The organism is Paenibacillus wuxiensis (assembly GCF_040195695.1).
Taxonomy (GTDB): Bacteria; Bacillota; Bacilli; order Paenibacillales; family Paenibacillaceae; genus Paenibacillus_B; species Paenibacillus_B suaedae.
In genome coordinates this window covers 290,301-313,110 of the sequence record NZ_JBEFZI010000006.1, presented here as the reverse complement: position 1 = coordinate 313,110, position 22,810 = coordinate 290,301, and the positions used below count along the sequence as shown (strand labels likewise).

The following is a 22,810-nucleotide window of genomic DNA, read 5'->3' as shown; positions in this document are numbered from 1 at the left end:
TTGCAGTAGGACTAGGCCGTAAGCGAGTCATAGTGAAGCAGACGTCGACATACGTTAACAATGACATTTCTAGGTCGGATTCACGATAACGAAGCGAATCGAATTCAATTCAATGAAATATAGGTGTTTGTGGGAAAGGAGGATTGTTTATGTCTAAGCAAGAGAAGGGAGTACTTGCTATTGGCTCGGGATCCATGCTGGATTCATTGGTTAAAACCTGGCATGAAGCGGGAGACTTCACACTGACGGTTTGCACACCTGACACGGAAACTCCCGATCATGTTGCATTTGCGGTATATCAGGAGCCTGACGAACAGGGAGGATTGACCTCAAATGTCACGATGAAACGGAGAGATCTCAAACAAGATTGGCGCAGTATTATTCGACCATACCGTTTTATCCTATACGCTGCCCAACTTGATAATTTGGTTGAATGGAGAGACCTTCAAGATGCATGTGAATTGGAGGGGAAACCCCTTCTGCCTGCGATAACCTTACGTGGGGTTGGATTAGTTGGGCCATTGTTAGATGTGGACGGATCAACACGACCAGAAGCGGTGTGGCGGAGCCTGCACCCGACCGTGTTCCGAAGTGAGAAAGAGCAACAGAGCTTCTCGTTAACGGCACTTCATATTCTTACAAATCTGGTTGTGCATGAATATCATCGGGAAGTGGCAGCAGGAAGAGACGGGAATTGTAGAGATCAATGCTATATTCTTGATCCGAACAGCTTAACAGGGAGCTGGCATTCCATTCGTTCACATCTCATCGATGTTGAACGAGAGAGTAAGGCGGCTTGCCGTATATCTACAGTGGATGAAATCATCACAGCAAGTACTGAGCGAATGAATGATTCAGATTGGTATACCAGCTTCGCAGATATGACTTCCTCTTTAATTGGAATTTTTCACAAATGGGAAGAGGCGGGAATTGTGCAGCTTCCTATTGCACAATGCATGGTTCAGCCGATTGATCCGGCATCAGAATCATTTGTCCGACTACTGCCAGCAATCATATGCAGTGGATTGACACATGAAGAGGCTCGGCGTGAGTCGGGGCTTGCAGGATTGGAAGCGTATGCGGCACGTATATTACCGTTTCTGTTCCCTGTATCGGGGAATGACCATGTAGATGCTATCGGTGTAGGTGCTGGTTGTGAGGCAGCTGAAGCTGTTGGACGGGGAATTAGGGCATGCTTGACGAAACGGTTGCAGGATCGTATTGACCGCAGCCGACACGGAGCGAGTCAGATGATCGTATCGCGACTGCGATTTGAACATGTAGCAGACAGCCGCTGTCAGTATTATTTGCAGTCGCTAGGTATCATGGGAGTTGAGTCTATTATTGCGGTTGGGGAGCCGCTGCTAGGTTATCCGGTAGTATGGGCCTATTCGAGGGATAATTGGTATGGAAGTGTGGATGTAGATTTCACAATTGCGCTGCGCCAGTCCCTTCAGAAGGCGCTAAATCAGGTTGAGGGGCATGCGTCCAATCTATTTCTAGTTCAATGCGAAGAAGATAATTCAATGAACACGGCCGCAATCCCTCATATTTCCTATCCGTTCACATCTGCTTATTGGATAGCAACGGTGCAAAGAGTATTGGAGAAGAACAAGAAGAACGATTCGTGCTTCGAAATATATGATTTACACAGCAGTTCTTTCCTGGGTACAGAGGCATTCTTCGTATGTGGAGTGCGGCTCAGAGAGGAGGGCTCTACGTGAACACTGTCCTGGTGATTGGCGAGGGATTACTTGCAGATGTCGTATATGCACAGTTAATGGATCAATGCGATTACAACGTAACAAGATTGACGAATCACAATGAAGGAATTCCAAGTACAAGTATGAGCATCGCATTGGTGCTTCAGGATCAAGAAAACCTTGGCTTGCTGTTGGAAATGAATGAGAAGCTTCAGCAATCGGGAATTCCGTGGATATCGGCTTATTTGAGTGGGGAAGAAGGGTTCGTCGGTCCGATGAATTGGCCAGGTGCATCCGGATGCTTCCAATGCGCAGACATTAGAATGTCGATAGCGGGCAGTAACACCAATGCAACTGATGACATGCTTTTGATGCTGATTAACCCTGACTATGTCCCTCGAGTTGAATCGGACATTGAAGTGACAGGGTATCGATTTATGGCTCAGTTACTTGTTGAGGAGACATCGAAATGCGTAAACGGACACAGTCTGTGTACCGACAGTCACATTTATATGATCAACTTGCACAGCTTGAACTGTACGCGGCATTATATTCTTCCTTATGGTGCTTGTCCAGTATGCGGCCAGCTAGAAGAAGATTCGCCAGAAGCAGCGAGTATTGTGCTTAAACCATCTCCCAAGCTGGATAATAGCTATCGGTGTCGTTCCATGAATGAATTACAGGGTGTTCTGTTCAACGACTATTGGGATCGTCGATCCGGCTTATTTAACGACATAGAGCTGCATCTTTCTTCTGTATTTGCAGATGCAGTCGTCAATCTCCCGCTCGGCTATTACGATGAGGTGACAGGGGGACGTTCCCATTCGTTCATGAACAGTCAGCTTGCTGCCATATTAGAGGGATTGGAACGTTATTGCGGCATCACACCCCGCGGTAAACGTCCAGTTGTGTTCGATAGTTACAACCAACTGAAGGAAATTGCTATGGATCCTGCTACAATTGGGCTTCATGCACAAGAACAATACGAACAGGAAGGTTTTCCGTTTGCCTCCTTTGCTCCAGATACCCCTATTGAATGGGTGTGGGGGTATTCATTTTTACAGGAACGCCCCGTTCTAGTTCCTCATCTAGTAGCCTATTACAGCTTAGGGCACGAAGGGAGTTTCGTGTATGAAACCTCTAACGGCTGCGCATTAGGAGGCAGTCTGGAAGAAGCGGTGTTGTATGGCATATTTGAGGTAGTTGAACGAGATGCCTTCTTAATGACTTGGTATGCGAAGCTCCAATGCCCAAGGCTTGATCCATGTTCCTCAGGGGATGAGGAGCTGGTCCTCATGATTCAACGGATCAAGGCTGTCTTAGGATATGAGGTGTTGTTGTACAACATAACAACGGAGAATGGGATTCCGAGCATCTGGTCGATTGCTCGGGGAACACCAGAACATGAAGTGAGTGTAGTCTGTTCTGCGGGAGCTCATCTTGACCCGATACGAGCAGCTAAGAGTGCTGTCCATGAACTTGCGGGGACGATCTCTATGGTTGAAAAACGTTGGAAGGAACGTGGTTCGGAAGCACTGTCTATGTTTATGGATCCGTATGAGGTACAGCAGATGGAAGATCATACCTTGCTGTACAGTTTGCCAGAAGCAGCGGAAAGACTTCACTTTCTGTTAGAGGAGCAGCGTCCAGTCCGTTCTTTTGCCGAAGAATTCCCAACACCAGTGGTTCCGGTCAGTACAGATGTAACAGAAGAGCTGAAGGAAGTTCTTGAAGTGTTTCGTCGATTGCAATTAGACGTGATTGTTGTTGATCAATCGTCCAGCGAGACGCTACGCAATGGCCTACACTGCGTGAAAGTGCTGATTCCAGGCATGCTTCCAATGACTTTTGGCCACCATCTACGTCGATTAGAGGGGATTGACAGAGTGTTGGAAGTACCGATGAAACTTGGATATGTGGATCGCAAGCTTACACGTGAGGAACTGAACCCTTATCCGCACCCATTTCCGTAGGGGATGTTGAACGAACGGCATTCGGATTGACTCCAATGATTATCATGATTCATGCATAAGGACGAAAACAAGGTGGTATTGAAATAAACATACTGGTAAAATAAGTGAATGAGAAGTTGATTCCATGAAACGGCGATTGAGATATGTTGAGCTCAATCGCTGTTTTGATCTATTTCTAAATGCTATCTGATAAGAAGCCGACCATTTCTTTTTCAAAATAGAAATAAATGATTAATAGGGATGACATTCTATAGTGAGAGAGGTATATCTATCATGCATCTATTATTTGAAAAGCTTGTGCAAGAAATTGAGTTCACGGGAAATATGAAGCAGGATATTCAACAGTTTCTAACCGCAAATCATAGCCCGGGCACTGCAGAGCATTGTATGGATGTAGGGACAGAAGCTAGAAGAATTGCGCAATTATATTATGCTGATCCGGAGCGAGCGGAATTGGCGGGATGGCTGCATGATATAAGCGCCGTATTTCCTAACGAGGAACGAATTGAGGCGGCGAGGCAGCTAGGAATTGATATACTGCCCGAAGAAGAGCAATTCCCTATGATCATCCATCAGAAGCTATCCAAGGTGATGGCCCGGGACATATTTGGCGTTACGGATGCCGAAGTGCTGGATGCGGTGGGCTGTCATACAACGCTGCGAGCTGATGCCACGCAGCTCGATCTTGTACTATTTGTTGCCGACAAGATTGCATGGGATCAGCAAGGTATTCCTCCTTATATCGAGGAATTACATCATAATCTCGCAATATCGCTGGAACATGCGGCGTTTGCTTACATTCAATATTTATGGGAGCGCAAGGACACCTTGAAGGTCGTTCACCCTTGGCTTGCAGATGCTTATGAACAATTACATGTACAATTGAATGCGGAATGAAGTTGCAATATGGAGTGGTCTGATGCAGTGGTGTCAGACTACTCCATTTTTTGTTGACCTGCTGCCGGAAATTTGAAAGGGAAATGGGGTTCCCACTTAGTTCGAATCTAGTATAAAATGGATGATTATCTCTTGTGGTATTGGTAGAATAAAGAATGGTTGAAGGAAGTTTTTCGCTTTTAGCATTAAGAAAATGACCCACAGTGGAAAGAAATGCTGCAAGAAGCGTATGAAGTAGCGTTAAAGCTGGCGCGCAAAAGATCAGCAGTAACGGAAGCGATAGAAGCTTCTAACATGATGCTGAACGATCATGGTGAACGGTTGGAAAATACATATGAAAATGTGGAGAATGCAAGAGAAGAAGTTGCTGCGAGCACAGCTTATCCGTATGCCGAAAATCCGATTCAGGTGTTTCTAGGATAAGTATCTGAGCTGTATAGCAACTTCGCAAATCGCATTCAGCCTTCATCTTGGCAAGCCTTATTCCAGAAGAATGCGGAATGGGATATTGAGAATCCGCAGTTACAAGATGAAATGGTGATGTTTCTTGAGGAGAAGCATTATTTTCCGATGGCGGTATGGGCCGTGCTCGAGAAGACTTTCCGTTTTCAAGAGCATGAGGAAGAATTAAGGGAACGCCATGCTGAGGAATTCATTGATTATATAGTCGAACAGGTCAACGGTACAGTGGAGCTGACCTATGATTGCTTTATGGATGTAAAGGTTGATTTTGATATCGACCGTTATCTTTACCTGCCTGAGATGGCGCAGTATATGCTTATGGAAGATGAAGTGGAAGAAGTAGGTGCATATTTATGAATTATAGGTTGATTTCCATAGAAATGCTAATTTTCATTCCTGATTGTTGTCTGTAAGGAAAATACCTTCAACAATGAAGGTAAATGATATAGATTCTCGTTCAGGCCAATAAGGTGGAATAGAAGGTGATCAGATGGCAGCTGAGGTTCATGTAGCCAGCATCCATGATTATTTTGAGCGTTATTCTGAAATGATTCATGGTGATATGGAAAGCAGCACTTGGGAGCAGCGAGTGTTCCTTCCTCCTCACATAGGAACGGGCAGTGTGATCCGGATGCGCGTCCGTGAAGGTATGGAAATCATGGTGACCGACGTCACTTATGCGGAAGATATGAGGCTCCACATTCAGGAGGCATGCCGTCTGTTTGAACTGAGTTATTGTTTGAGCGGAGAAGTGTATTGCGAATGGGGTGGAAAAGCAAGCCATACGGAACCGCAGTCTGGCAATGTGCTGCTGTTGGAGGATGTGCAGGTATATGAGGAGAAAAAGGCAGGAATGCACCATCATATGGTCGAGGTGAGATTTTCACCGGATGAACTGTATGCCTATGCCGCTGATGCGGCCGAGAAGCAGAACATGGAGAGATTGCTTCATCGTCACCTTGGCAGTATTGACTCCTATTCGGTCACACCTGACATTCATCGATGTGTAACGGATATGCTTCGGTGCAATTATCGGGGAAAGATGAAGCGACTATACATGGAGAGCAAAGCTATCGAATTCCTCGCCTTATTCGGAGAGACTGACGAAATTCATGATCGAACAGTGAGACGAATCGTTCGACGCGATGATATCGTGAAGCTTCATGAGGCAAGGGAAATTGTAATGAACAACTATGAACAGCCCTTGTCGATACGAGAACTCTCCAAGCATGTCGGGATCAACGAATTCAAGCTGAAAGCAGGATTTCGAGAATTGTTCGGCTCAACAGTATTCGAACTGGTGCGCAAGCAGCGGATCGAGAAAGCGATATGGCATATGGAAATGGGGCATCTGAATGTAGGGGAAGCAGCCGTCGCGGTCGGGTATAGTAATGTTAGCAACTTTACGGCAGCCTTTCGCAAGCATTACGGCTGCAATCCAAGCTCGTTCCTCAAGCAGTTGGAACAGCAGGATCAAGTTCGAAGGTCGTCTTCGAATGGCGGCGACTCTTCCATTTCGCAAGGGGATCCTTTGGCCTAATGTAGGTAGAAGGGTTCTTCAATTATTTCCGCTATAGGGGCAAAGACTCCCTCTTCAGGTAGAGCATGTGAACATGATTGGCTCATAATTAGAGTATTCATGTGATTCTAACTACTGGAGGGAACCGTAATGTCTCCTATTTTGACAACTACATCACAACACACGGATGGTAATCAGCAAATGGAGGGGAATCCGAAACGATGGACTGCACTCGTTATCGTACTACTGCCGACGCTGCTTATCTCACTGAACACTTATATGATTCAGGTTGCTCTGCCGTTAATGCAGCACAGCTTGAACGCAAGCTTCGCTGAAGCGCAGCTAATTGTTACAGGTTTCTCTCTTGGCTTGGCGGTGGCCTTGATCATTAGCGGAAAGTTGGGTGACATATTCGGAAGAAAAAGGCTGCTACTTATTGGAGTGAGTGGGTTCACAATCATGGCCATGATTGGTGGCTTGACCTCGGATCCTTCCCTGCTTATTGCCATTCGGATCGTTCAAGGTTTGGCTGCTGCGCTCATTCAGCCCCAGGTTCTTTCTACGATGCAGGTCAGCTTTCCGCCACGAGAAAAGGCAATCGCGTTCAGCATATATGGTGCAATCATTGGATTTGGATTTGCTTTTGGACTCATTTTGGGGGGGCTTATCGTCAACTGGAACCTGTTCGATCTTGGCTGGCGAATGGTGTTCTTTGTTAACGTTCCATTCGGTATGCTGGTTCTGATGCTGCTGCCAATCATTCCGGAATCGCGCGGGGAGAAACAGCCTATTGATTGGAGTGGTGCACTTCTGCTCATAAGCGGCTTATTTTTGCTTGTATATCCTTTATCGGAAGGGCAGAGGCAGGGGTGGCCGTTGTGGGTTTGGTCTTGCTTGCTGATCGGTATTGGTGTACTCATTACTTTTGTGGTATTCGAGTGTCGCACGAAGAGAAGAAACGCCTTTCCATTGGTGAATCTTGATGTATTTCTGCATGCTTCCTTTCGCGTAGGTATGTTGGCTGTGCTTGTCGTGTACCTGGGCATGTTCGCTTTCTTTTTCCTATTAAGCTACTATGTCCAATACGGCCTGCATAAGGATGTTCAAACCACAAGCATGGTGTTTCTGCCATTGGGGGTCGGATTCTTTCTGTCCTCTCTCTTATCCTCCCGTTTCGTAGAAAAATGGGGGATAGGTACATTGAAGCTCGGCTCTATCGGCATGGCAATATGCATATCGCTGCTGATTGGTTCTATCCTGTATGACGCGAGGGCTATGCTTGATTACCGTAATTTTCTCCTATTATGGATGTACGGATTCAGCCTTGGCATGGTCACGACACCACTTGCGAATATCGTTCTGAGCACAGTTTCGAAGAAGGATGCGGGATCGGGTTCAGGACTATTCACGACCTGCATGTACTTGGCGAATTCGCTAGGGGTGGCATTGATTGGTATTTTATTTTCCGGTGTACTTGGACATGTGCTCATGGAAGCGGAGCTGTCTGATTATGTACGCGCATTTTCTGTATCAGTTGGTGCTTGCGGAGGGCTGGCATTGGCGACTTTCGTCTGTCTCTGTTTTTTACCGGATCATAGCCGGAATAACCGATTGGAAAAAGCGAAGCATACATTGTAAAAATAGAGAGAAGTAAGAGAGAAAACCATCAGAATTGGAGGAGAGCAGGGCATGAGTATGATCACGCTGCATCAGGTCGAGTACGAGCAAAAATCTACGCTTCGCAATTTGCTGGAGCTGTATAAATATGATTTCAGTGAATACGATCCTGAGGACGTCAACGAGAACGGTCTATATGAATATATGTATCTCGATCATTACTGGACAGAGGATGGGAGATATCCTTTCTTCATTCGAGTGGATGGGAAGCTTGCGGGAGTAGCGCTCGTAAGGAAGTTAGGAACGGATGATGACAAGCGGACGGTTTATTCGATGGCGGAATTTTTCGTAATGAAAAAATATCGGCGTTCCGGTGCAGGAAGGTATGCGGCAACAGCATTGTTCGATCGGTTTCAGGGAACTTGGAAGGTCGGGCAGATTGACGAAAACATACCTTCGCAGCATTTTTGGAGAAAGGTGATTGCAGCGTACACAAACGATAACTATGAAGAGATTCGGGAAAACGGCTGGGACGGCCCGATCCAATGCTTCTCCACTGAGCTTCAGTAGAAGAGAGTTTCAATAATCGTTGTCCGAAAAAAAATATTTTAAAATAACGACATCAATTTTACGCCCCGCTTGTGGCTTCTGGATCGCTGCATACACCAGTAGCTTTTTTAGTGGGGAAGTGTGAAGTGAACAGATGAGCATGCAAATGAAAAAGCCCGCTTGACGAACGGCTGATATGCACGAGCTATTTGTCTGAGCGGGCTATTTGGTAGTTATGTTTTATTTATTGCAGATTTGTTTAGATCAACAATCCGCCTCTTTCTTTATGCCGCGCAATGAGTACCTCACTAGTGACGGAAGTGATACCATCAATCGCTTGAAGCATTCTCAAGCACTGCTCAGCATGCTCCGGATCATCCAGCAGTGCATGGACATGCAGATGCGGCTTGCCGCTCATTTGATACACGTTCGTAATCTCCTCAGCCAATCTTAGCTGTTCTACGACATGCTGCAGCTTCACCCAATCCACTTCAATATCGAAATACATCGACAAGGTTTTGCCCGCCTTGAGCGGATTCACGACAATGGTGAACCGATCAATAATCCCATCCTCCATCAATTGATGGATTCGTTCGCGAACAGCCGCTCGGGTCAAGTTGACCATTCGTCCAAGCTCCGCATTGCTTAAGCGTCCATTCTCGGATAACAGCTGCAAAATCCGTGTATCGATTTCGTCTAAATTACGGAACTGCATTTGATCAACCCTTTCGACTTGTACTTGTCCTAATAAGCCCATTATAGCACATACAATGTAAAGTTAATGATGCAATCTATTGATCGAATGTATAAAAAGGTGTATACATATGTATGAGGAAGAACATGGCGCGGAAGGGGAGAGGATGTTGTCTTTACTAGCGATTGAAATACTGTTGATCTCCGTGTTGGCTGGAATCGTCGGGGCAGTGCTTGGTCTGGGTGGAGGGATTATAGTTACGCCAGCATTGACCTTATTGTTCGGTGTTGATATTAAGACGGCGATTGGCGCAAGTATTATTTCGGTCATTGCAACCTCCAGCGGGGCAGCGATCGCTTATATCCGAGATCGGATTACGAATGTGCGAGTAGGCATGTTCTTGGAGGTTGCAACAACGGTGGGAGCGATAACCGGTGCATTTCTAGGCGGAATCATGGCGCCTACGGTACTGTATATTATCTTCGGTCTGCTGCTGCTATACTCGGCGGGGACTATGCTTAAGAAGCGGAATGATGAACTGCCGAAGGATGTAACTATGCATCCGGTTGCGGAGAAGCTGCGCTTGCAAGGTGAGTATTTTGATAAGGCTTTGAATCAGACGGTTCCGTATAAGGTGGACAATGTATACGGCGGATTCGGCGTCATGTACGGGGCAGGGGTGATATCGGGTCTGCTTGGAATTGGCAGCGGCAGCTTCAAAGTGATGGCGATGGATGTCTTCATGAAGCTCCCGCTTAAGGTATCCAGTGCGACGAGCAACTTCATGATGGGCGTTACGGGCGCGGCAAGCGCGGGGGTCTATCTGTTCCGTGGTGACATTGATCCGGCAATCTCGGCTCCGGTGGCGCTGGGGGTTCTGATGGGAGCAACGGCTGGCGCGAGAATCATGCAGAAGATGAAGAGCAAGACGATTCGCAAATGGTTTATTCCCGTATTGGCTTATGTGGCCATTCAGATGATTGTACAGGGATTGGGGGGACTTCTATGAGTGACCTTAGGCGAGAAGGCAGCGTACAGCAGTCCGAGATCGCACAAATGCGCAATAACAAATCGGAAGCGGTAGAGATTGTTGTCAGCAAGTGGCTTCGGGTAGGGGTACTGGCTAGTGCAGCAGTGATCCTTGCTGGCTTGCTGCTGTTCCTCATTTCTGGAGACAGTGGATATCCTGAGCAGACCTTTCCAACCAGTCTGGCAGGAATTTATGCCGGTCTATTATCAATGAAGTCATATGCGATTATCCTGACAGGACTGCTTATGCTCATTGCTACACCAGTACTGCGGGTCTTTATCTCTATTTTTGTTTTTCTGCATGAACAAGATTATTTGTATGTAGGAATAACAATAATAGTGTTCTTGATCTTAGTCGCCAGCTTTTTCATTGGAAGTGCAGGGTGATCTATTGTGTTAGGAGTGCCTGAACAGAGAAAAGTCAGTCAATAATATTCGCCAGGAAATACCTGTTCATCCACTTGGATTCATGTATACTAAAATAGAATATGTATCCAAATGAAGAGAGCATTGAGTGGGAACTTGATGTTCTCTTTTCGTCTCATTTACTAGATAGGAGTGGTAGCCATGTCTATGCTGCAAGTATTAGATAAGGGGTATGTCCGGTTAGTCAACACGATGGGTTCGGATTTGACGGTTGTCAACTCCGCACGGGTATCCTATGCCAAGGAATCGATGGAGCTAAGTGAACGGGATATTCGATTGATTCAATTTCTGGCTAGAGAAGGACATACCTCGCCATTTCGACATGTCATGCTGCAGTTCGAAGTGTACGCGCCGCTTATGGTTGCTAGACAGTGGTGGAAGTATGTCATAGGTTCTTCCCATATGGAAGGCACAGGCGACAGCTTGGAGGCTTGGAATGAATCGAGTCGTAGATATATCACTGAAGATCCTACCTTCTACATACCGTCCCAGGGGGAATGGAGAAGCAAGCCCGAGAATTCAAAGCAGGGCAGTGGAGACATTGTATCCTGGGAAATCGGGCAGAGGCACACGGACGAACTGATGAATTACATTGAGCTTGGTGTTGCCAAGTATGAAGCGGCACTAGAAGATGGCATATGCGCGGAACAAGCTAGATTATTTCTGCCTTCCTATGGCATGTATGTACGCTGGTATTGGACAGCCTCCCTGCAATCGGTGGCTCACTTCTTGAATCAACGCCTGGAGCATGATGCTCAGAAGGAAATTCAATCTTACGCGAAGGCGATATTGGAGCTTAGCAGACCTATTTTCCCACATTCCTTGCAAGAGCTCTTGAAGCAGGATGTTGGGGAGTAAATGCAGGTAACAAGTGCATGTAAATGGTCTTGAGGAGATTATGCAATGGACGCAGCCATATTGGTATTCGGCTACTCCAATATGGTGCGTCCATTCTCATTTTCTTTGAAATGCTTTACTTATAGACCTTTAGATTTATTGCCCGCTGGTAGTAAGCGTCGTTCCACGCTCTCGTACATATCAAGCAAGCGAGATAGCCACGCAAATCTAGTGGATGACCAGAACACGAGCACTGCTGAGAAGATCCCGATCATTGCGCCTACTGCAATATCTACAGGATAATGTACGCCAACCCATACACGAGATAACGCTACACAACCCGCCAGCACGAGCCACAACCAGCCCCAGCCTGTTTTTTTGCGCATCAGCCAGAACGACGCACAGATGGAGAAAAACAATATCGTATGATCACTAGGAAATGAATTGTTGATGCTGTGATCGATTAATTTACTAACATTCGGGAGTTCCGCAAATGGTTGATGATGCGAATGGAACATTCCAACCGCTTTGCCAAGGAGCTCTGCGAGAATGAATGCAAATCCGCCTTGCAGCACCATCATGCGATTGGCCGTTGTACGGGTGAACCAAAATAACAGCATGCTAGCTGCTAACAGATAGATCGTATATTCCGCAATGAATACGACAGATGGATTTAGAAAGGAGAGCTGCTTGCCTAAGTCGTTAATTCCACGAAACATTTCAATATTTAATTGGGGTAATGACACGTATGTTCTTCCTCCTTGTGACCTATATCAATTAGATCTAGTATTTATTCCATATGCTTAGTATAGGGAGAGGGCTTTAATTGCTCCTTAATAAATTCTTAATATTACATAAAAATCTGATCAGAATCACCTGGTTATTTATGGGTTGTCGCGTATTTGCTAATATGAACCGAATGGGGAACACGATTGTTATGATTCCTATGTTGAAATAGGAGGCTGTCAAAATGGACTTCAATCTTTTGTGTCACTATTACGAAGCCGCACGAGGGCCATTTCACAATTTGTCTGCACTGTCTATTGAAGAAGCGAACAGCATCTTGTCCGAGTTAAGAGAGAATGGAAGAGGTTTTGCAAGCAAACGATCTGAAGATTACATGCAAATTAGGCGTCAATTAGAGAAGCAGGCAAGAATGATGTTTGTAGAGCAAGGCGGCAATCCTCGGACGCTGTATCCTCACTATATGACATTAGGGCAATGCCACTGGCTGCTGGAGTGGTATGAAGAGGGAAGAGAAATACTAATCTATATTGATGATTTCGATGGTAGTACCATTAGTTTTACTTATGGAGACTTATTTCCTACGATGCGAGTTGAGGACGGGAAGCCATATCGCAAAAAGGTATATACCCGAGATAGTATTCGGCAGGTAGTTGAACAGTTTGGCTGGCCACAGCAATGGAACGCGCACGGTCATTATGGCCCTGAGCGATATATTGAAGTTCAAATATGGGATGATCGGGTCATAGAACGATACAGAAACAAATGGATAAATACTGAACATGCAGACATCCACGCTTTTGAGGGGAGAACAATGGTATGAGTATAGCGTCGCTTATTACTTTGCAGCCTGAGTGATCGAGGGGAAGCCATGTATTCAGGTTCCGGACGAGTTTCATTAACGACATGGATTGGAATGATAAAGGAAAATTGTGAATATTGATGATGGTCTATGAGGAAGATGTGAAATCTTCATTCAAATGTTGGAGACGAGAATGAGAGAAATACCAGAGCCATAAGGCGTCTCTTAGGAGGATTCTTGTGACAAGGCATAATAATCCACCTAAGCGACGATAGCGAATCTATGTAAATTTCGTTACGTAATAAGTTTGCAGGAACAAAGAGATTTCATCGTTAATGGTGACCAAATCGGATTCTGAAGGGAAATGTCCCATCTCGTATGATTTGATTGCGGTCAGATTCGGGATGATTGCGCGTGCTGTTTGATTGACCTGCCGTTCAGGGAAAAAGATGTCCTTTCGGCCTGTAATAAGAAGAGTCGGCGCATGGAAATGCTGGAGTTCCTCTTTTTCTGTAAGCTTAGGCATATTTTGCTCAAGTTTCACATATCGAAAAATGTCTCCAATAATTTTCTTGTCTATTGCCTTCATCGTGTTGTCAGACATGGCATTGGTTAGCTTATCAAGGTATCGATCTGAGGAAGTTGCATGGAACAGAAGCAGTGGCAAAAGGATGTCCTTGATCATTTTGAGCTTCGATCCTAAACGTATTCCTGCTGGTGACACAAGCACGGCGCAGTCTATTTTATGCGGCATACAGGCGGCTAGTCTTAATATGATTCCTGCTCCATAAGAGGTGCCTATAAATCCACATTTCTTGATATCAAGACCGTTCATGAGTTCTTGAAGCCATAGGGCGAAGCTATTATCCTTAGCTGACACTCTAGTTTCTGCACTAAACCCAGGATGACCAATCGTATCAGGCGCATAAATTCGATACTGGCTCGTTAATGGAGAAAACCAAGACAATGTCATTGGGTTGATGCAGTTTCCCCCTTGTAATAGGAACAACGGTTTTCCATCAGTGGGTCCCACAGCTAATAGATGAGTTGAGCCAAAGCTCGTATTCAGATACATGCGTTCAACGGGAAACGGCAAAGCTTGTATATAGTTTTCATAATGATTCGCAATCAAACTCTTACCCTTTTCGCTTTTATAAATCGTTACTATGCTGTTCATCGAACGCCTCCTCCGTACTTAGCACCATCCTATAGTTACGTTACATATCGAAATTGGATGCAGATGGGGCGAGAAAGTTTAATTCTCTAATTGAAGATGTGGCGAGGCTGATCTTTGTCAGGTTGAAGACGTAGGTGGTTGCTCGGCATTTGAAAAAAGAAGGAGTGTTGGTTAATGGGACGTGTCTGTAGAAATAGGTATGTCGTTCAGACTGTATGGCTTGTCATATTTCTCATTCTACTTCAAGGCTGTACATCCAAGTCTGGCCCTGAGTATTTGGAAATGAAGGGCTTGAATCAAGATGAACAAGATATTGTACAGCTCATCAACAAACGAATGCAATATTTGCATGAGGGCAATGCGGAGGAATATATGAAGCTAATCGCACCGAATAGTCCGATAACAGGCATGCCGACCTATCAATTGAAGGCGGTGAAGCTGCACACTCCCATCCATATCCAAGAGCAGAAGAAGGCATATCAAGTCCTTCTCCTAGCTGATGATATGCTGACCAACGATGATTATTTCACGTCACAATATGTATTTATAAAGGGAAAAGAACCGGACTCGAAATGGCTTATCTACGATATTGATTAAATTTATTCGTAAAGAAGGTCAGAGGTTTGCCATTTGAAGAGGTCGAAAGGATATCTGATATGAAGAGATTGGTGTAGGGTATAGTTAGGTGGAGCGGATTATCCGCCACGGTTTGATGGCAGCAGCTATTCTGTTCGTGGTATCATTTTTTGCATGGAAAAATAGAAGGCAGTAGATTACATGATCTACGAAATGAAAACCAATTTGAAGGAGGTAGGATAGCATGAGCTCAATCACTGTTCTTCACTATGATGCGTTCACTACAATTCCACAGAAGGGCAATCCAGCAGGTATTGTGCTTGATGCAGATGCATTAAGCGAGCAGGACATGCAGCGAATTGCGAAGCAGGTCGGATATAATGAAACGACATTCATTCTTCATTCGGATCAAGCAGATGTTCGATTGCGATATTTTACCCCAGGGCATGAGATGAATCTATGCGGCCATGCAACTATAGCGTCGTTGTATTGTTTACATTCGAAAGGCTATTTTGGAGAAAAGAAAAGCATCAACATCGAAACGAAGGCAGGTATATTACCGATTGAATTCACGATCCTTGATGGACGACTGTACATCAAAATGAAGCAGAACCGTTCACAGTTTATTCCCTTTCAAGGAGATATCGCGCGATTAGCGGAGTCAATCGGATTGCAGGTAGACGATATCGATCTGACCGCATCTATAGCTTATGGAAGCACAGGCATATGGACTCTGCTAGTACCTATTAAGAGACTTGAGAAGTTTAAGGCCATGAAGCCTATGAATACCATGTTCCCGAGTATATTGACAGAAATCCCGCAAGCGTCCATTCATCCATTTTGTATGGAGACTTATCATCCTGATGCGTTCATGCATGGAAGACATTTCTCCTCTCCGTATTCAGGAACGGTAGAAGATCCTGTAACAGGTACAGCATCCGGGGTTATGGGGGCTTATTACTTGCAATATATGCGCACAGATCTGGATTCAGCTGAATTCGTTGTAGAGCAAGGCCAAGAGATGGATCGCGATGGCAGGGTTAAGGTTCAAGCAGTGAGAAATGATGACCAGATTGAAGTTTACATTGAGGGGACTGCTGTATTTGTCAAGGATATAACCGTTGATATTGACCAATAAAGTGTATAGTAATGAAATATGATAAGCGTCCTTATAAAACACTAAGTGACCCGACTGAAAACTCGTTTTTTAGTTGGGTTATTTCATTATAGGGGGAGACTTCATAATAAGGTTCTCAGTAAATCGAATCTTTAATAATTATGGACGGAAAAAGAAACATAGAAGTGAAAAACTTCTGTGTTTCTTTTTGTTTAATAATTTTGTTTTGTTAAATTCTAATGTTGATATTTGACCATAAGAAAAACCGCCTTGGCGTGAAAAGGCGGTTTTTTGAACCATAGTATCCGTTAGTTAACTAACTAATATATTCATTTCATATTTTTCAATAAGTCTTCTACCAATATTCCATTAACCTTCAATCCAGATATATCGCAATCACGAATGTCCAGATTTGATAAATTACAGTTGGATAATTGCCCGTTAGATAGGTCACAATTCATAAAACTAATTGGTTTGTAGTCACCACTGGGATTGTAATTCCCATCCCCCTCCATAGGGAGAACAATATTACGAAATTCAGTTCCGAATAATTGAACATGGTCAATTACAACATGGCTAAGATCAGCATGATTAATTTCAGTACCAGAGAGATTAGCATTTGAGATTCTGCCATCAGACATGTTCACATCATTCAATGCCATCCTTCTCAAATTCGCATTATTAATTTGTGTCTTAGCCAAGTTAACATTGTCAAAATGTAACTCCTCAGCCTTAACTTTATGGAACCTCGACTTTGAAATATCAGCCATTTCAAAATCTAAATGTTCAACATTTAATTCCATCTTATTAACCTCCAATTAATGGTGTTATAAAATATTCGACACCTGATTAGGAGTACCTTTATTTCCGACACGATAAAAATGCAATGTATCTTCCACACGCTACTGCCAGTTAGCTTAACAAGAATAAGCAGAAAGCCGAACAAGATTTTTCAGTTCCTTTAAATCCATGGTTAAACCATCTTCGAGCAGTGATATTATCTTTAATATAGAACATTTGTTCTTAATTATCAAGTATCAACAACAAAGTTTAACAAAGCCAATAATTTATTGGAAAACGCTTCACGTTTTCGGGCACAGATGCTCCTTCTACCCTTTTATTGAAGCTATTTTGAACGTAAGGGATTTGTAAGAAATGGATAAGAAAAAAGAAATTTTTACTGTATAGGATATAAATATGAGGAGGTGAGGGAAGGAGATAGCAGTGTAATTAGTACGGAACAACAAGCAACCACCCATACAAAATGAATAGAGGAGTGGAATGCCCTATGAAAACAAGTAGTCCAATTACATTTGCAAGTTTGGCTCTTTTAATAGCTGGAAGTTTCTTGCTATACACATCGCCAACCCCAATTGTAAAAGCAGAGCCCACTCTAAATGGATCAAGTTCGTCACAAACAAGTATTCAACGAGATCGTTCTTCCGTCAAGCAAGCAATGCGGGATACATTGCAACTTGGATACCCGGGGATACTCGCTAAAACTTCTGAGAGTGGAAAAACGTGGAGTTATGCTGTTGGGATAGCGGATCTGAGGACCAATAAACCAATGAAAACAGATTTTCGCTTTCGCATTGGCAGCGTGACGAAGACGTTCACCGCAACGGTTGTACTTCAATTAGCTGGAGAGAACCGCTTGAATCTAGACGATTCCATTGAAAAATGGTTGCCTGGTGTCATTCAAAGAAACGGATATGATGGTAACCAGATTACGATCCGGCAAATATTGAACCATACAAGTGGAATCGCTGAATACTCAAGGTCAAAAGAATTTGATCTTATGGATACAAAAAAATCGTATGCAGCTGAAGAATTAGTAAGTATGGGGATTTCTCTACCACCTGACTTTGCCCCAGGAAAGGGGTGGTCTTATTCGAACACAGGATACGTATTACTGGGTATCCTTATTGAAAAAGTAACCGGAAACAGCTATGCGGAAGAAATTGAAAATCGGATTATTGAACCGCTTGAATTGTCGGATACATTCCTACCTGGCAATTCGACCGTTATTCCAGGCACCAAGCATCCCCGCGGATATATCCAACTAGACAGAGCAAGTGAGCCAAAGGACGTTACTTATTATAACCCAAGTATGGGTCAATCGGCTGGAGAGATGATTTCTACTGCTGACGACTTAAACAAATTCTTTTCTTACTTGCTCGGTGGCAAATTACTAAAAGATCAGCAACTAAAACAAATGCTTACTACCGTTCCTACAGGAATAGAAGGAATCGATGGATTTGGTCTTGGAATCTATGAAACTAAGCTTCCAAATGGTGTCTTGATATGGGGACATACGGGTGGAATTCCAGGATTTGATACCTTTGCTGGGGGTACACATGGAGGTAGACATACGTTAGCCATCAGTTTGAACAGTATGGGTAAAGTTAAAAGTTCGGAACTTTTTAAAAATATTTTACTTGCTGAATTTAGCAAGTAGGTAAAAAGGAAAAAGGTTAAACTATGTCATTATCTAGGAGGCAATTATCTTATGAACAAGAAACTATCTGGGGTGTTAGCCGCTACATTGGCGCTCACGATGACCTTACCGACATTGGCGATAGCATCTTCTCGCAGTAATATTGCGGTTGTAGCTAGCCAAGAGGTTGCTAGCAAAGAACTGAAGAAGATTGCAGCTGAGAAAGCTGCTCTACTCACGAAGTCCTATGAGACGACTAGCGTGCAGTATGCGCTAATTGATAATGGAAAAATTATTTTGTCGGGTCAGACAGGCAAGAACGATATGGAAGGGAAACTCCCGCTGACGAAAGATACTCTATACGGGATTGGTTCAACCAGTAAAGTATATACAGCTGCGGCTGTAATGAAATTGGTCGACGAAGGAAAAGTCGATTTGGATACTCCTGTCGTCCGCTATGTTCCTGATTTCAAGATGAAAGATGCGCGGTATAAGCGCATTACGCCGCGTATGCTGTTGAACCACTCCTCGGGTATGCCAGGTATGACGTTCAATAATGTAGTTTTATTTAATGATAATGATACTTTTGCTCATGATAGCTTGTTGCGGGAACTATCCAGCCAAAGCTTGAAGGCCGACCCTGGCGCGTTCTCGGTGTACTGTAATGACGGCTTTACGCTGGCCGAGATTTTGGTAGAAAGAGTCAGCGGTATGAGTTTTACTGAATTTCTACATCAAAAGTTTACAGAGCCATTAAAACTTAATCATACGAAAACGCCACAGGACAAATGGGAAGACGAAAAGCGGGCTGGACTTTATATTCCGACGTACCAAGGACAGCTTCCTATTGAATCATTGAATGCGATTGGTTCGGGAGGGATCTCTTCCACGGCAGAAGATGTGGTGCGATTCTCACAATTATTTATGGGACAGGGAAAAGGAATACTTTCTAATAAGGCAGTCAAGGAGATGGAGCAAGAGGAATATAAAAAAGGAATGTGGCCGGAGAACGGAGATAGTGTGTTCAACTATGGTCTTGGATGGGATAGTGTAAAACTATACCCATTTAATAGATATGGGATAAAGGCCTTGGCTAAGGGCGGAGACACGGTACTGCAACATGCTGCACTGGTCGTGCTTCCAGAGCAGAAGATGGCAGCGGCTGTGTTGTCGTCAGGCGGTAGCAGCGTTACAAATCAAATGGTGGCAACTAAATTACTGCTAACCGCGCTTAAAGAGAAGGGTGCAATTAAAGATATAAAGCCGGATAAATCCTTCGGCAAGCCAGTCAAGGTCAAGATGCCTCAAGACGTGGCAAAGAAAGCGGGCTTTTACGGGAATACCTACAGTCAGTTCAAAATAGAAATTACGAAAAAGGGAGAATTATCCTTACCTCTTAAGCCAGGAGAAAAATATGTATATACGGCGGATGGAAGCTTTATTAATGAGAAGGGTACTTCCAAGCTCAACTTCGTCACCGAGAAGAATGGAAAAACTTATTTGAAAGAGAGCAAATATGAACTATCGCCAGGCTTGGAGCAAATTGCAATGAATAACTATTTAGCCGAGAAACTAGAAGACAATGTGCTACCGAAGAAAACCGCTGCTGCATGGGCGAAGCGGGAGGATGGCAAGTTCTATCTCGTGAACGAGAAATTTAGTTCTATGATCTATCTCGGAATACTAATACCTGTTACCACACAAATTACTCTCAATGAGGGCTATTGGGACAGCAAACAAATTACAGGTCCGAATACGGCAAAGCATCAACTCCAGATTCCCGTGATGGGTGGGCGTGATACGGCGGAAGCCCGTTTCTATACAGAAGATGGCAATGAATATATGGAGATGGCCGGCTTCTTATATGTAAGTGAATCCAAGGTAAAACCGCTTGATGCAGGTCAATCATCCAAAGTTAAGCTGCGAGCAAATGGGCATGCGAAATGGTTTACGATCCCGCAAGCGGCAGCAGGGAAAACAATGACCGTGGCGTTGCCATCGAAGAGTTCGTTCGCGGTGTATGATGAGAAGGGAGTAAGTATCAACTTTACTGTTGCGAGCGGAAATAACAAAGTAAAACTGCCGAAGAACGGAACGGTTGTATTTGCTGGCGCGCCGAACTCGGAATTTACAGTTACGCTGAACTAGCTACAGTTCAAAATGATCTTCAACAAGACCAGCACGACATAGGTAAAATACCTAAGCAGCAAGCTGTCGTCGGTACTCTACTGGCGGCAGCTTCTTTAACTTTCTTTTGTGGTCGATTATGATTATATAAATGAATATATTCTTGTCTTCATTGAAGGAACAGCCGTATTCGTCCAAAAAATTGAATTTGAACGTAACCCTTCTACTTGAAATTGACAATTGGAGTGTATAATAATGGAATGAGATCCTGTGCAGTAAGACACCATATGGCCCGACTGAAAACTCGTTTTTGGTTGGGCCTTGTCATGATAAGGAGAGAACCTCGAGATGAATATAAGATTAGCCGGCGTACAAGACATTGATCAGCTTATTCGAATGCGATGGGACTTCTCGAATGAGTATAACGAACAGAAGATTGCAGAGGAGCTGTACGAAGATTTTTACAAGGAGTGCCGTTCCTTTTTACTAGAAGCAATGAAAGGTGGGGAGTGGTTTATTTGGGTTGCTGATTTAGATGGCAGCGTCATCTCCCACATCTACTTGGAATTGATTCACAAAGTCCCTCGACCTGGGCGAAAGACAAATCCATTTGTCTATATGACGAATGTATATACCGTACCAGAGCATCGCGGCAACCAGATTGGAAGCAGGATGATGAAAGAGATAGAGGCTTGGTCGAAGCAGCAGGAGCATGAATTCATCATCGTATGGCCTAGTGAATGGAGCGTTCGCTTCTATGAGCGAAATGGATACAGCCTATGCAATGATCCGATGGAGTTGCATTTATAGTGTAGTTCTCAATCAATGAGGGAGGGCTAATCATGAATTGGGCGAACCGAACAACCGTAATCAGAATTGCGTTCGTATACAGAAAATAACTGGAATCTACTAAACTTACAGATGGAATGAGGTGCTATGATCTGACAACTACACTCTATTTTGTGAGGCATTGTGAGTCACCATATATCGAAGGGGAAGAGCGCTCAAGGGGGATATCTGCTGCAGGAGAACAGGATGCAATGAAGCTCGCCGAATTGATGCAGCATATACCGATTGATGTATTTGTATCAAGCCCGTATGCTCGGGCGATTCAAACGATTCAGCCGCTTGCTGATCTTTTGAATCGTCCTATCCACATATACGAGGATTTGAAAGAACGGCAAATTGGTGCATTTGAAGGATTGAGCTTCCAAGAGGCGAAACGTAAGTTGTACGCAGACTTCCATTTTTCTTTTCCTGATGGAGAATCAAGCCGTGACGCTCAGCGAAGAGCAGTTGCTGTACTTCAAGAATTGATAAGCGAGTATGAAGGACAGCATATTGTATTTGGGACACACGGGGACATTATGACGTTGATGTTGAATTACTTTGATCCGGCTTATGGATTCGAGTTCTGGATCTCCACGACAATGCCGGATATCTATAGGCTTGAGCTTCAGGATTTGCAACTTGTACGAGTTGATAAGCTCTGGCATAACGAATAGTCGAATCGATACTACCCCTACTAAGAAATGAGGGAGACCTTGAAAATTCGCATCATTGGCCGATCGTGATCTATTACGAGTACTAAGAAACGATTTAATAATCAGGAGGGTTTCATAGATGATTACATTGAAAAATATTGATCAGGACAATTGGGAAGAGAGCATCAACCTTCGTCCGTCGGAGGAACAAAGCAAGTTTATAGCTTCTAATCTGTACTCCATAGCAGAAGTGCAATTTTTGCCTGGGTTCGTGGCGCAGGCCATATATGAGGATGAACAAATGATAGGCTTTACGATGTATGGACTAGATGCAGATGACGGCAACTACTGGATCTATCGGTTTATGATCGATGAGAAGCATCAGAGCAGAGGCTATGGCAAGCAGGCCCTGCAGTTGTTAATGGATGAGCTTAGATCCAAGGAGGATCGAACAGAAGTGGTCTTTATTAGTTACAATCCTGAAAATGAAAGAGCGAAGCGTTTGTATGCGAGTGTTGGTTTTGTTGAGCAAGGGTTAGCGGATTGGGGAGAGATGATGGCAAAGTACCAATTTGAGCCGAGTGCATGACTTCATGAATTGAGTAGCATAGAGATGCATTCAAAGATTATATGGATGGAA

General features: G+C 44.1%; 23 protein-coding genes. 19 read left to right on the top strand and 4 right to left on the bottom strand.

All coding sequences use genetic code 11. The features are described from left to right. Positions 1-149 precede the first annotated feature (149 nt). The 8 genes from ABN764_RS15520 (at position 150) to ABN764_RS15485 (ending at position 8,741) form a co-directional block, all read left to right on the top strand. Positions 150-1,724, top strand: coding sequence for a hypothetical protein (locus tag ABN764_RS15520; RefSeq protein WP_446672424.1), 1,575 nt, complete (start codon positions 150-152; stop codon positions 1,722-1,724). After that, entirely contained in the window at positions 1,721-3,676 is a 1,956-nt protein-coding gene (locus ABN764_RS15515; protein WP_446672423.1) for a TOMM precursor leader peptide-binding protein, read from the top strand. Before ABN764_RS15520 ends, ABN764_RS15515 begins: the two co-directional genes overlap by 4 nt. A 273-nt stretch (positions 3,677-3,949) precedes the next feature. Further along, complete coding sequence (gene yqeK, locus ABN764_RS15510) at positions 3,950-4,573, top strand: bis(5'-nucleosyl)-tetraphosphatase (symmetrical) YqeK (protein ID WP_446672422.1); 624 nt, start codon at positions 3,950-3,952, stop codon at positions 4,571-4,573. A 213-nt stretch (positions 4,574-4,786) separates the two neighbouring features. Continuing rightward, positions 4,787-4,996 carry a hypothetical protein gene (locus tag ABN764_RS15505; RefSeq protein ID WP_446672421.1) on the top strand — a complete coding sequence of 70 codons (210 nt, stop codon included), beginning with the start codon at positions 4,787-4,789 and terminating at the stop codon, positions 4,994-4,996. Between the two features lie 9 nt (positions 4,997-5,005). Further along, positions 5,006-5,392: a hypothetical protein gene (locus ABN764_RS29550; RefSeq protein WP_512699558.1), complete on the top strand. Its 387-nt coding sequence runs from the start codon at positions 5,006-5,008 to the stop codon at positions 5,390-5,392. Positions 5,393-5,525: 133 nt separating this feature from the next. Beyond that, positions 5,526-6,575: a helix-turn-helix transcriptional regulator gene (locus ABN764_RS15495; protein ID WP_446672419.1), complete on the top strand. Its 1,050-nt coding sequence runs from the start codon at positions 5,526-5,528 to the stop codon at positions 6,573-6,575. Positions 6,576-6,704: 129 nt separating this feature from the next. Then, positions 6,705-8,192, top strand: a complete 1,488-nt coding sequence (locus tag ABN764_RS15490) for an MFS transporter (RefSeq protein WP_446672418.1) — start codon at positions 6,705-6,707, stop codon at positions 8,190-8,192. A 51-nt stretch (positions 8,193-8,243) separates the two neighbouring features. Beyond that, positions 8,244-8,741: a GNAT family N-acetyltransferase gene (locus ABN764_RS15485; protein ID WP_174808008.1), complete on the top strand. Its 498-nt coding sequence runs from the start codon at positions 8,244-8,246 to the stop codon at positions 8,739-8,741. A gap of 238 nt (positions 8,742-8,979) precedes the next feature. Here the strand turns inward: ABN764_RS15485 and ABN764_RS15480 are convergent, their stop codons facing one another. Beyond that, positions 8,980-9,435, bottom strand: coding sequence for an Lrp/AsnC family transcriptional regulator (locus ABN764_RS15480; RefSeq protein ID WP_021257925.1), 456 nt, complete (start codon positions 9,433-9,435; stop codon positions 8,980-8,982). Positions 9,436-9,544: 109 nt separating this feature from the next. On the opposite strand from ABN764_RS15480, the gene ABN764_RS15475 reads away from it, so the two are divergent. The 3 genes from ABN764_RS15475 to thyX all read left to right on the top strand — a co-directional run bounded on the left by ABN764_RS15475 (position 9,545) and on the right by thyX (position 11,727). Further along, entirely contained in the window at positions 9,545-10,423 is an 879-nt protein-coding gene (locus ABN764_RS15475; protein ID WP_021255182.1) for a sulfite exporter TauE/SafE family protein, read from the top strand. A 47-nt stretch (positions 10,424-10,470) separates the two neighbouring features. Further along, a complete protein-coding gene (locus ABN764_RS15470) occupies positions 10,471-10,830 on the top strand; it encodes a DUF1634 domain-containing protein (protein ID WP_446672552.1) in 360 nt (119 codons plus the stop codon). Positions 10,831-11,010: 180 nt separating this feature from the next. Next, positions 11,011-11,727 carry an FAD-dependent thymidylate synthase gene (thyX, locus tag ABN764_RS15465; protein ID WP_446672417.1) on the top strand — a complete coding sequence of 239 codons (717 nt, stop codon included), beginning with the start codon at positions 11,011-11,013 and terminating at the stop codon, positions 11,725-11,727. Positions 11,728-11,846: 119 nt separating this feature from the next. Here thyX and ABN764_RS15460 read toward each other — a convergent pair whose 3' ends face one another. Beyond that, on the bottom strand, positions 11,847-12,452 hold the full coding sequence (locus tag ABN764_RS15460) for an undecaprenyl-diphosphatase (protein ID WP_446672416.1): 606 nt from the start codon (positions 12,450-12,452) through the stop codon (positions 11,847-11,849). Positions 12,453-12,676: 224 nt separating this feature from the next. On the opposite strand from ABN764_RS15460, the gene ABN764_RS15455 reads away from it, so the two are divergent. Continuing rightward, positions 12,677-13,273: a hypothetical protein gene (locus ABN764_RS15455; RefSeq protein WP_446672415.1), complete on the top strand. Its 597-nt coding sequence runs from the start codon at positions 12,677-12,679 to the stop codon at positions 13,271-13,273. 259 nt (positions 13,274-13,532) lie between these two features. Here ABN764_RS15455 and ABN764_RS15450 read toward each other — a convergent pair whose 3' ends face one another. Continuing rightward, complete coding sequence (locus ABN764_RS15450) at positions 13,533-14,429, bottom strand: alpha/beta fold hydrolase (protein ID WP_446672414.1); 897 nt, start codon at positions 14,427-14,429, stop codon at positions 13,533-13,535. Between the two features lie 174 nt (positions 14,430-14,603). Between ABN764_RS15450 and ABN764_RS15445 the strand changes: the two genes are divergently transcribed. Both ABN764_RS15445 and ABN764_RS15440 read left to right on the top strand, forming a co-directional pair. After that, complete coding sequence (locus tag ABN764_RS15445; RefSeq protein WP_446672413.1) at positions 14,604-15,026, top strand: hypothetical protein; 423 nt, start codon at positions 14,604-14,606, stop codon at positions 15,024-15,026. A gap of 223 nt (positions 15,027-15,249) precedes the next feature. Next, complete coding sequence (locus ABN764_RS15440; protein WP_446672412.1) at positions 15,250-16,143, top strand: PhzF family phenazine biosynthesis isomerase; 894 nt, start codon at positions 15,250-15,252, stop codon at positions 16,141-16,143. Between the two features lie 308 nt (positions 16,144-16,451). Here the strand turns inward: ABN764_RS15440 and ABN764_RS15435 are convergent, their stop codons facing one another. Beyond that, positions 16,452-16,925 carry a pentapeptide repeat-containing protein gene (locus ABN764_RS15435; RefSeq protein ID WP_174811547.1) on the bottom strand — a complete coding sequence of 158 codons (474 nt, stop codon included), beginning with the start codon at positions 16,923-16,925 and terminating at the stop codon, positions 16,452-16,454. A 485-nt stretch (positions 16,926-17,410) separates the two neighbouring features. Between ABN764_RS15435 and ABN764_RS15430 the strand changes: the two genes are divergently transcribed. From ABN764_RS15430 to ABN764_RS15410, 5 genes are all read left to right on the top strand, one after another. Further along, on the top strand, positions 17,411-18,580 hold the full coding sequence (locus tag ABN764_RS15430; protein WP_446672411.1) for a serine hydrolase domain-containing protein: 1,170 nt from the start codon (positions 17,411-17,413) through the stop codon (positions 18,578-18,580). A 51-nt stretch (positions 18,581-18,631) separates the two neighbouring features. Further along, positions 18,632-20,707, top strand: coding sequence for a serine hydrolase domain-containing protein (locus ABN764_RS15425; protein WP_446672410.1), 2,076 nt, complete (start codon positions 18,632-18,634; stop codon positions 20,705-20,707). A 327-nt stretch (positions 20,708-21,034) separates the two neighbouring features. Then, positions 21,035-21,496, top strand: coding sequence for a GNAT family N-acetyltransferase (locus ABN764_RS15420; protein ID WP_446672409.1), 462 nt, complete (start codon positions 21,035-21,037; stop codon positions 21,494-21,496). A gap of 116 nt (positions 21,497-21,612) precedes the next feature. Next, a complete protein-coding gene (locus tag ABN764_RS15415) occupies positions 21,613-22,191 on the top strand; it encodes a histidine phosphatase family protein (protein ID WP_446672408.1) in 579 nt (192 codons plus the stop codon). Between the two features lie 118 nt (positions 22,192-22,309). Beyond that, complete coding sequence (locus ABN764_RS15410) at positions 22,310-22,759, top strand: GNAT family N-acetyltransferase (RefSeq protein WP_268624722.1); 450 nt, start codon at positions 22,310-22,312, stop codon at positions 22,757-22,759. The last annotated feature ends 51 nt before the right edge of the window (positions 22,760-22,810 follow it).

Bases quoted from the DNA above. Each gene is read 5' to 3' on its own strand.
- ABN764_RS15520 (WP_446672424.1), top strand. From the start codon at position 150: ATGTCTAAGCAAGAGAAGGGAGTACTTGCTATTGGCTCGGGATCCATG.
- yqeK (WP_446672422.1), top strand. From the start codon at position 3,950: ATGCATCTATTATTTGAAAAGCTTGTGCAAGAAATTGAGTTCACGGGA.
- ABN764_RS15505 (WP_446672421.1), top strand. From the start codon at position 4,787: ATGCTGCAAGAAGCGTATGAAGTAGCGTTAAAGCTGGCGCGCAAAAGA.
- ABN764_RS15495 (WP_446672419.1), top strand. From the start codon at position 5,526: ATGGCAGCTGAGGTTCATGTAGCCAGCATCCATGATTATTTTGAGCGT.
- ABN764_RS15490 (WP_446672418.1), top strand. From the start codon at position 6,705: ATGTCTCCTATTTTGACAACTACATCACAACACACGGATGGTAATCAG.
- ABN764_RS15485 (WP_174808008.1), top strand. From the start codon at position 8,244: ATGAGTATGATCACGCTGCATCAGGTCGAGTACGAGCAAAAATCTACG.
- ABN764_RS15480 (WP_021257925.1), bottom strand. From the start codon at position 9,435: ATGCAGTTCCGTAATTTAGACGAAATCGATACACGGATTTTGCAGCTG.
- ABN764_RS15475 (WP_021255182.1), top strand. From the start codon at position 9,545: ATGTATGAGGAAGAACATGGCGCGGAAGGGGAGAGGATGTTGTCTTTA.
- ABN764_RS15470 (WP_446672552.1), top strand. From the start codon at position 10,471: ATGCGCAATAACAAATCGGAAGCGGTAGAGATTGTTGTCAGCAAGTGG.
- thyX (WP_446672417.1), top strand. From the start codon at position 11,011: ATGTCTATGCTGCAAGTATTAGATAAGGGGTATGTCCGGTTAGTCAAC.
- ABN764_RS15455 (WP_446672415.1), top strand. From the start codon at position 12,677: ATGGACTTCAATCTTTTGTGTCACTATTACGAAGCCGCACGAGGGCCA.
- ABN764_RS15450 (WP_446672414.1), bottom strand. From the start codon at position 14,429: ATGAACAGCATAGTAACGATTTATAAAAGCGAAAAGGGTAAGAGTTTG.
- ABN764_RS15445 (WP_446672413.1), top strand. From the start codon at position 14,604: ATGGGACGTGTCTGTAGAAATAGGTATGTCGTTCAGACTGTATGGCTT.
- ABN764_RS15440 (WP_446672412.1), top strand. From the start codon at position 15,250: ATGAGCTCAATCACTGTTCTTCACTATGATGCGTTCACTACAATTCCA.
- ABN764_RS15435 (WP_174811547.1), bottom strand. From the start codon at position 16,925: ATGGAATTAAATGTTGAACATTTAGATTTTGAAATGGCTGATATTTCA.
- ABN764_RS15430 (WP_446672411.1), top strand. From the start codon at position 17,411: ATGAAAACAAGTAGTCCAATTACATTTGCAAGTTTGGCTCTTTTAATA.
- ABN764_RS15425 (WP_446672410.1), top strand. From the start codon at position 18,632: ATGAACAAGAAACTATCTGGGGTGTTAGCCGCTACATTGGCGCTCACG.
- ABN764_RS15420 (WP_446672409.1), top strand. From the start codon at position 21,035: ATGAATATAAGATTAGCCGGCGTACAAGACATTGATCAGCTTATTCGA.
- ABN764_RS15415 (WP_446672408.1), top strand. From the start codon at position 21,613: ATGAGGTGCTATGATCTGACAACTACACTCTATTTTGTGAGGCATTGT.
- ABN764_RS15410 (WP_268624722.1), top strand. From the start codon at position 22,310: ATGATTACATTGAAAAATATTGATCAGGACAATTGGGAAGAGAGCATC.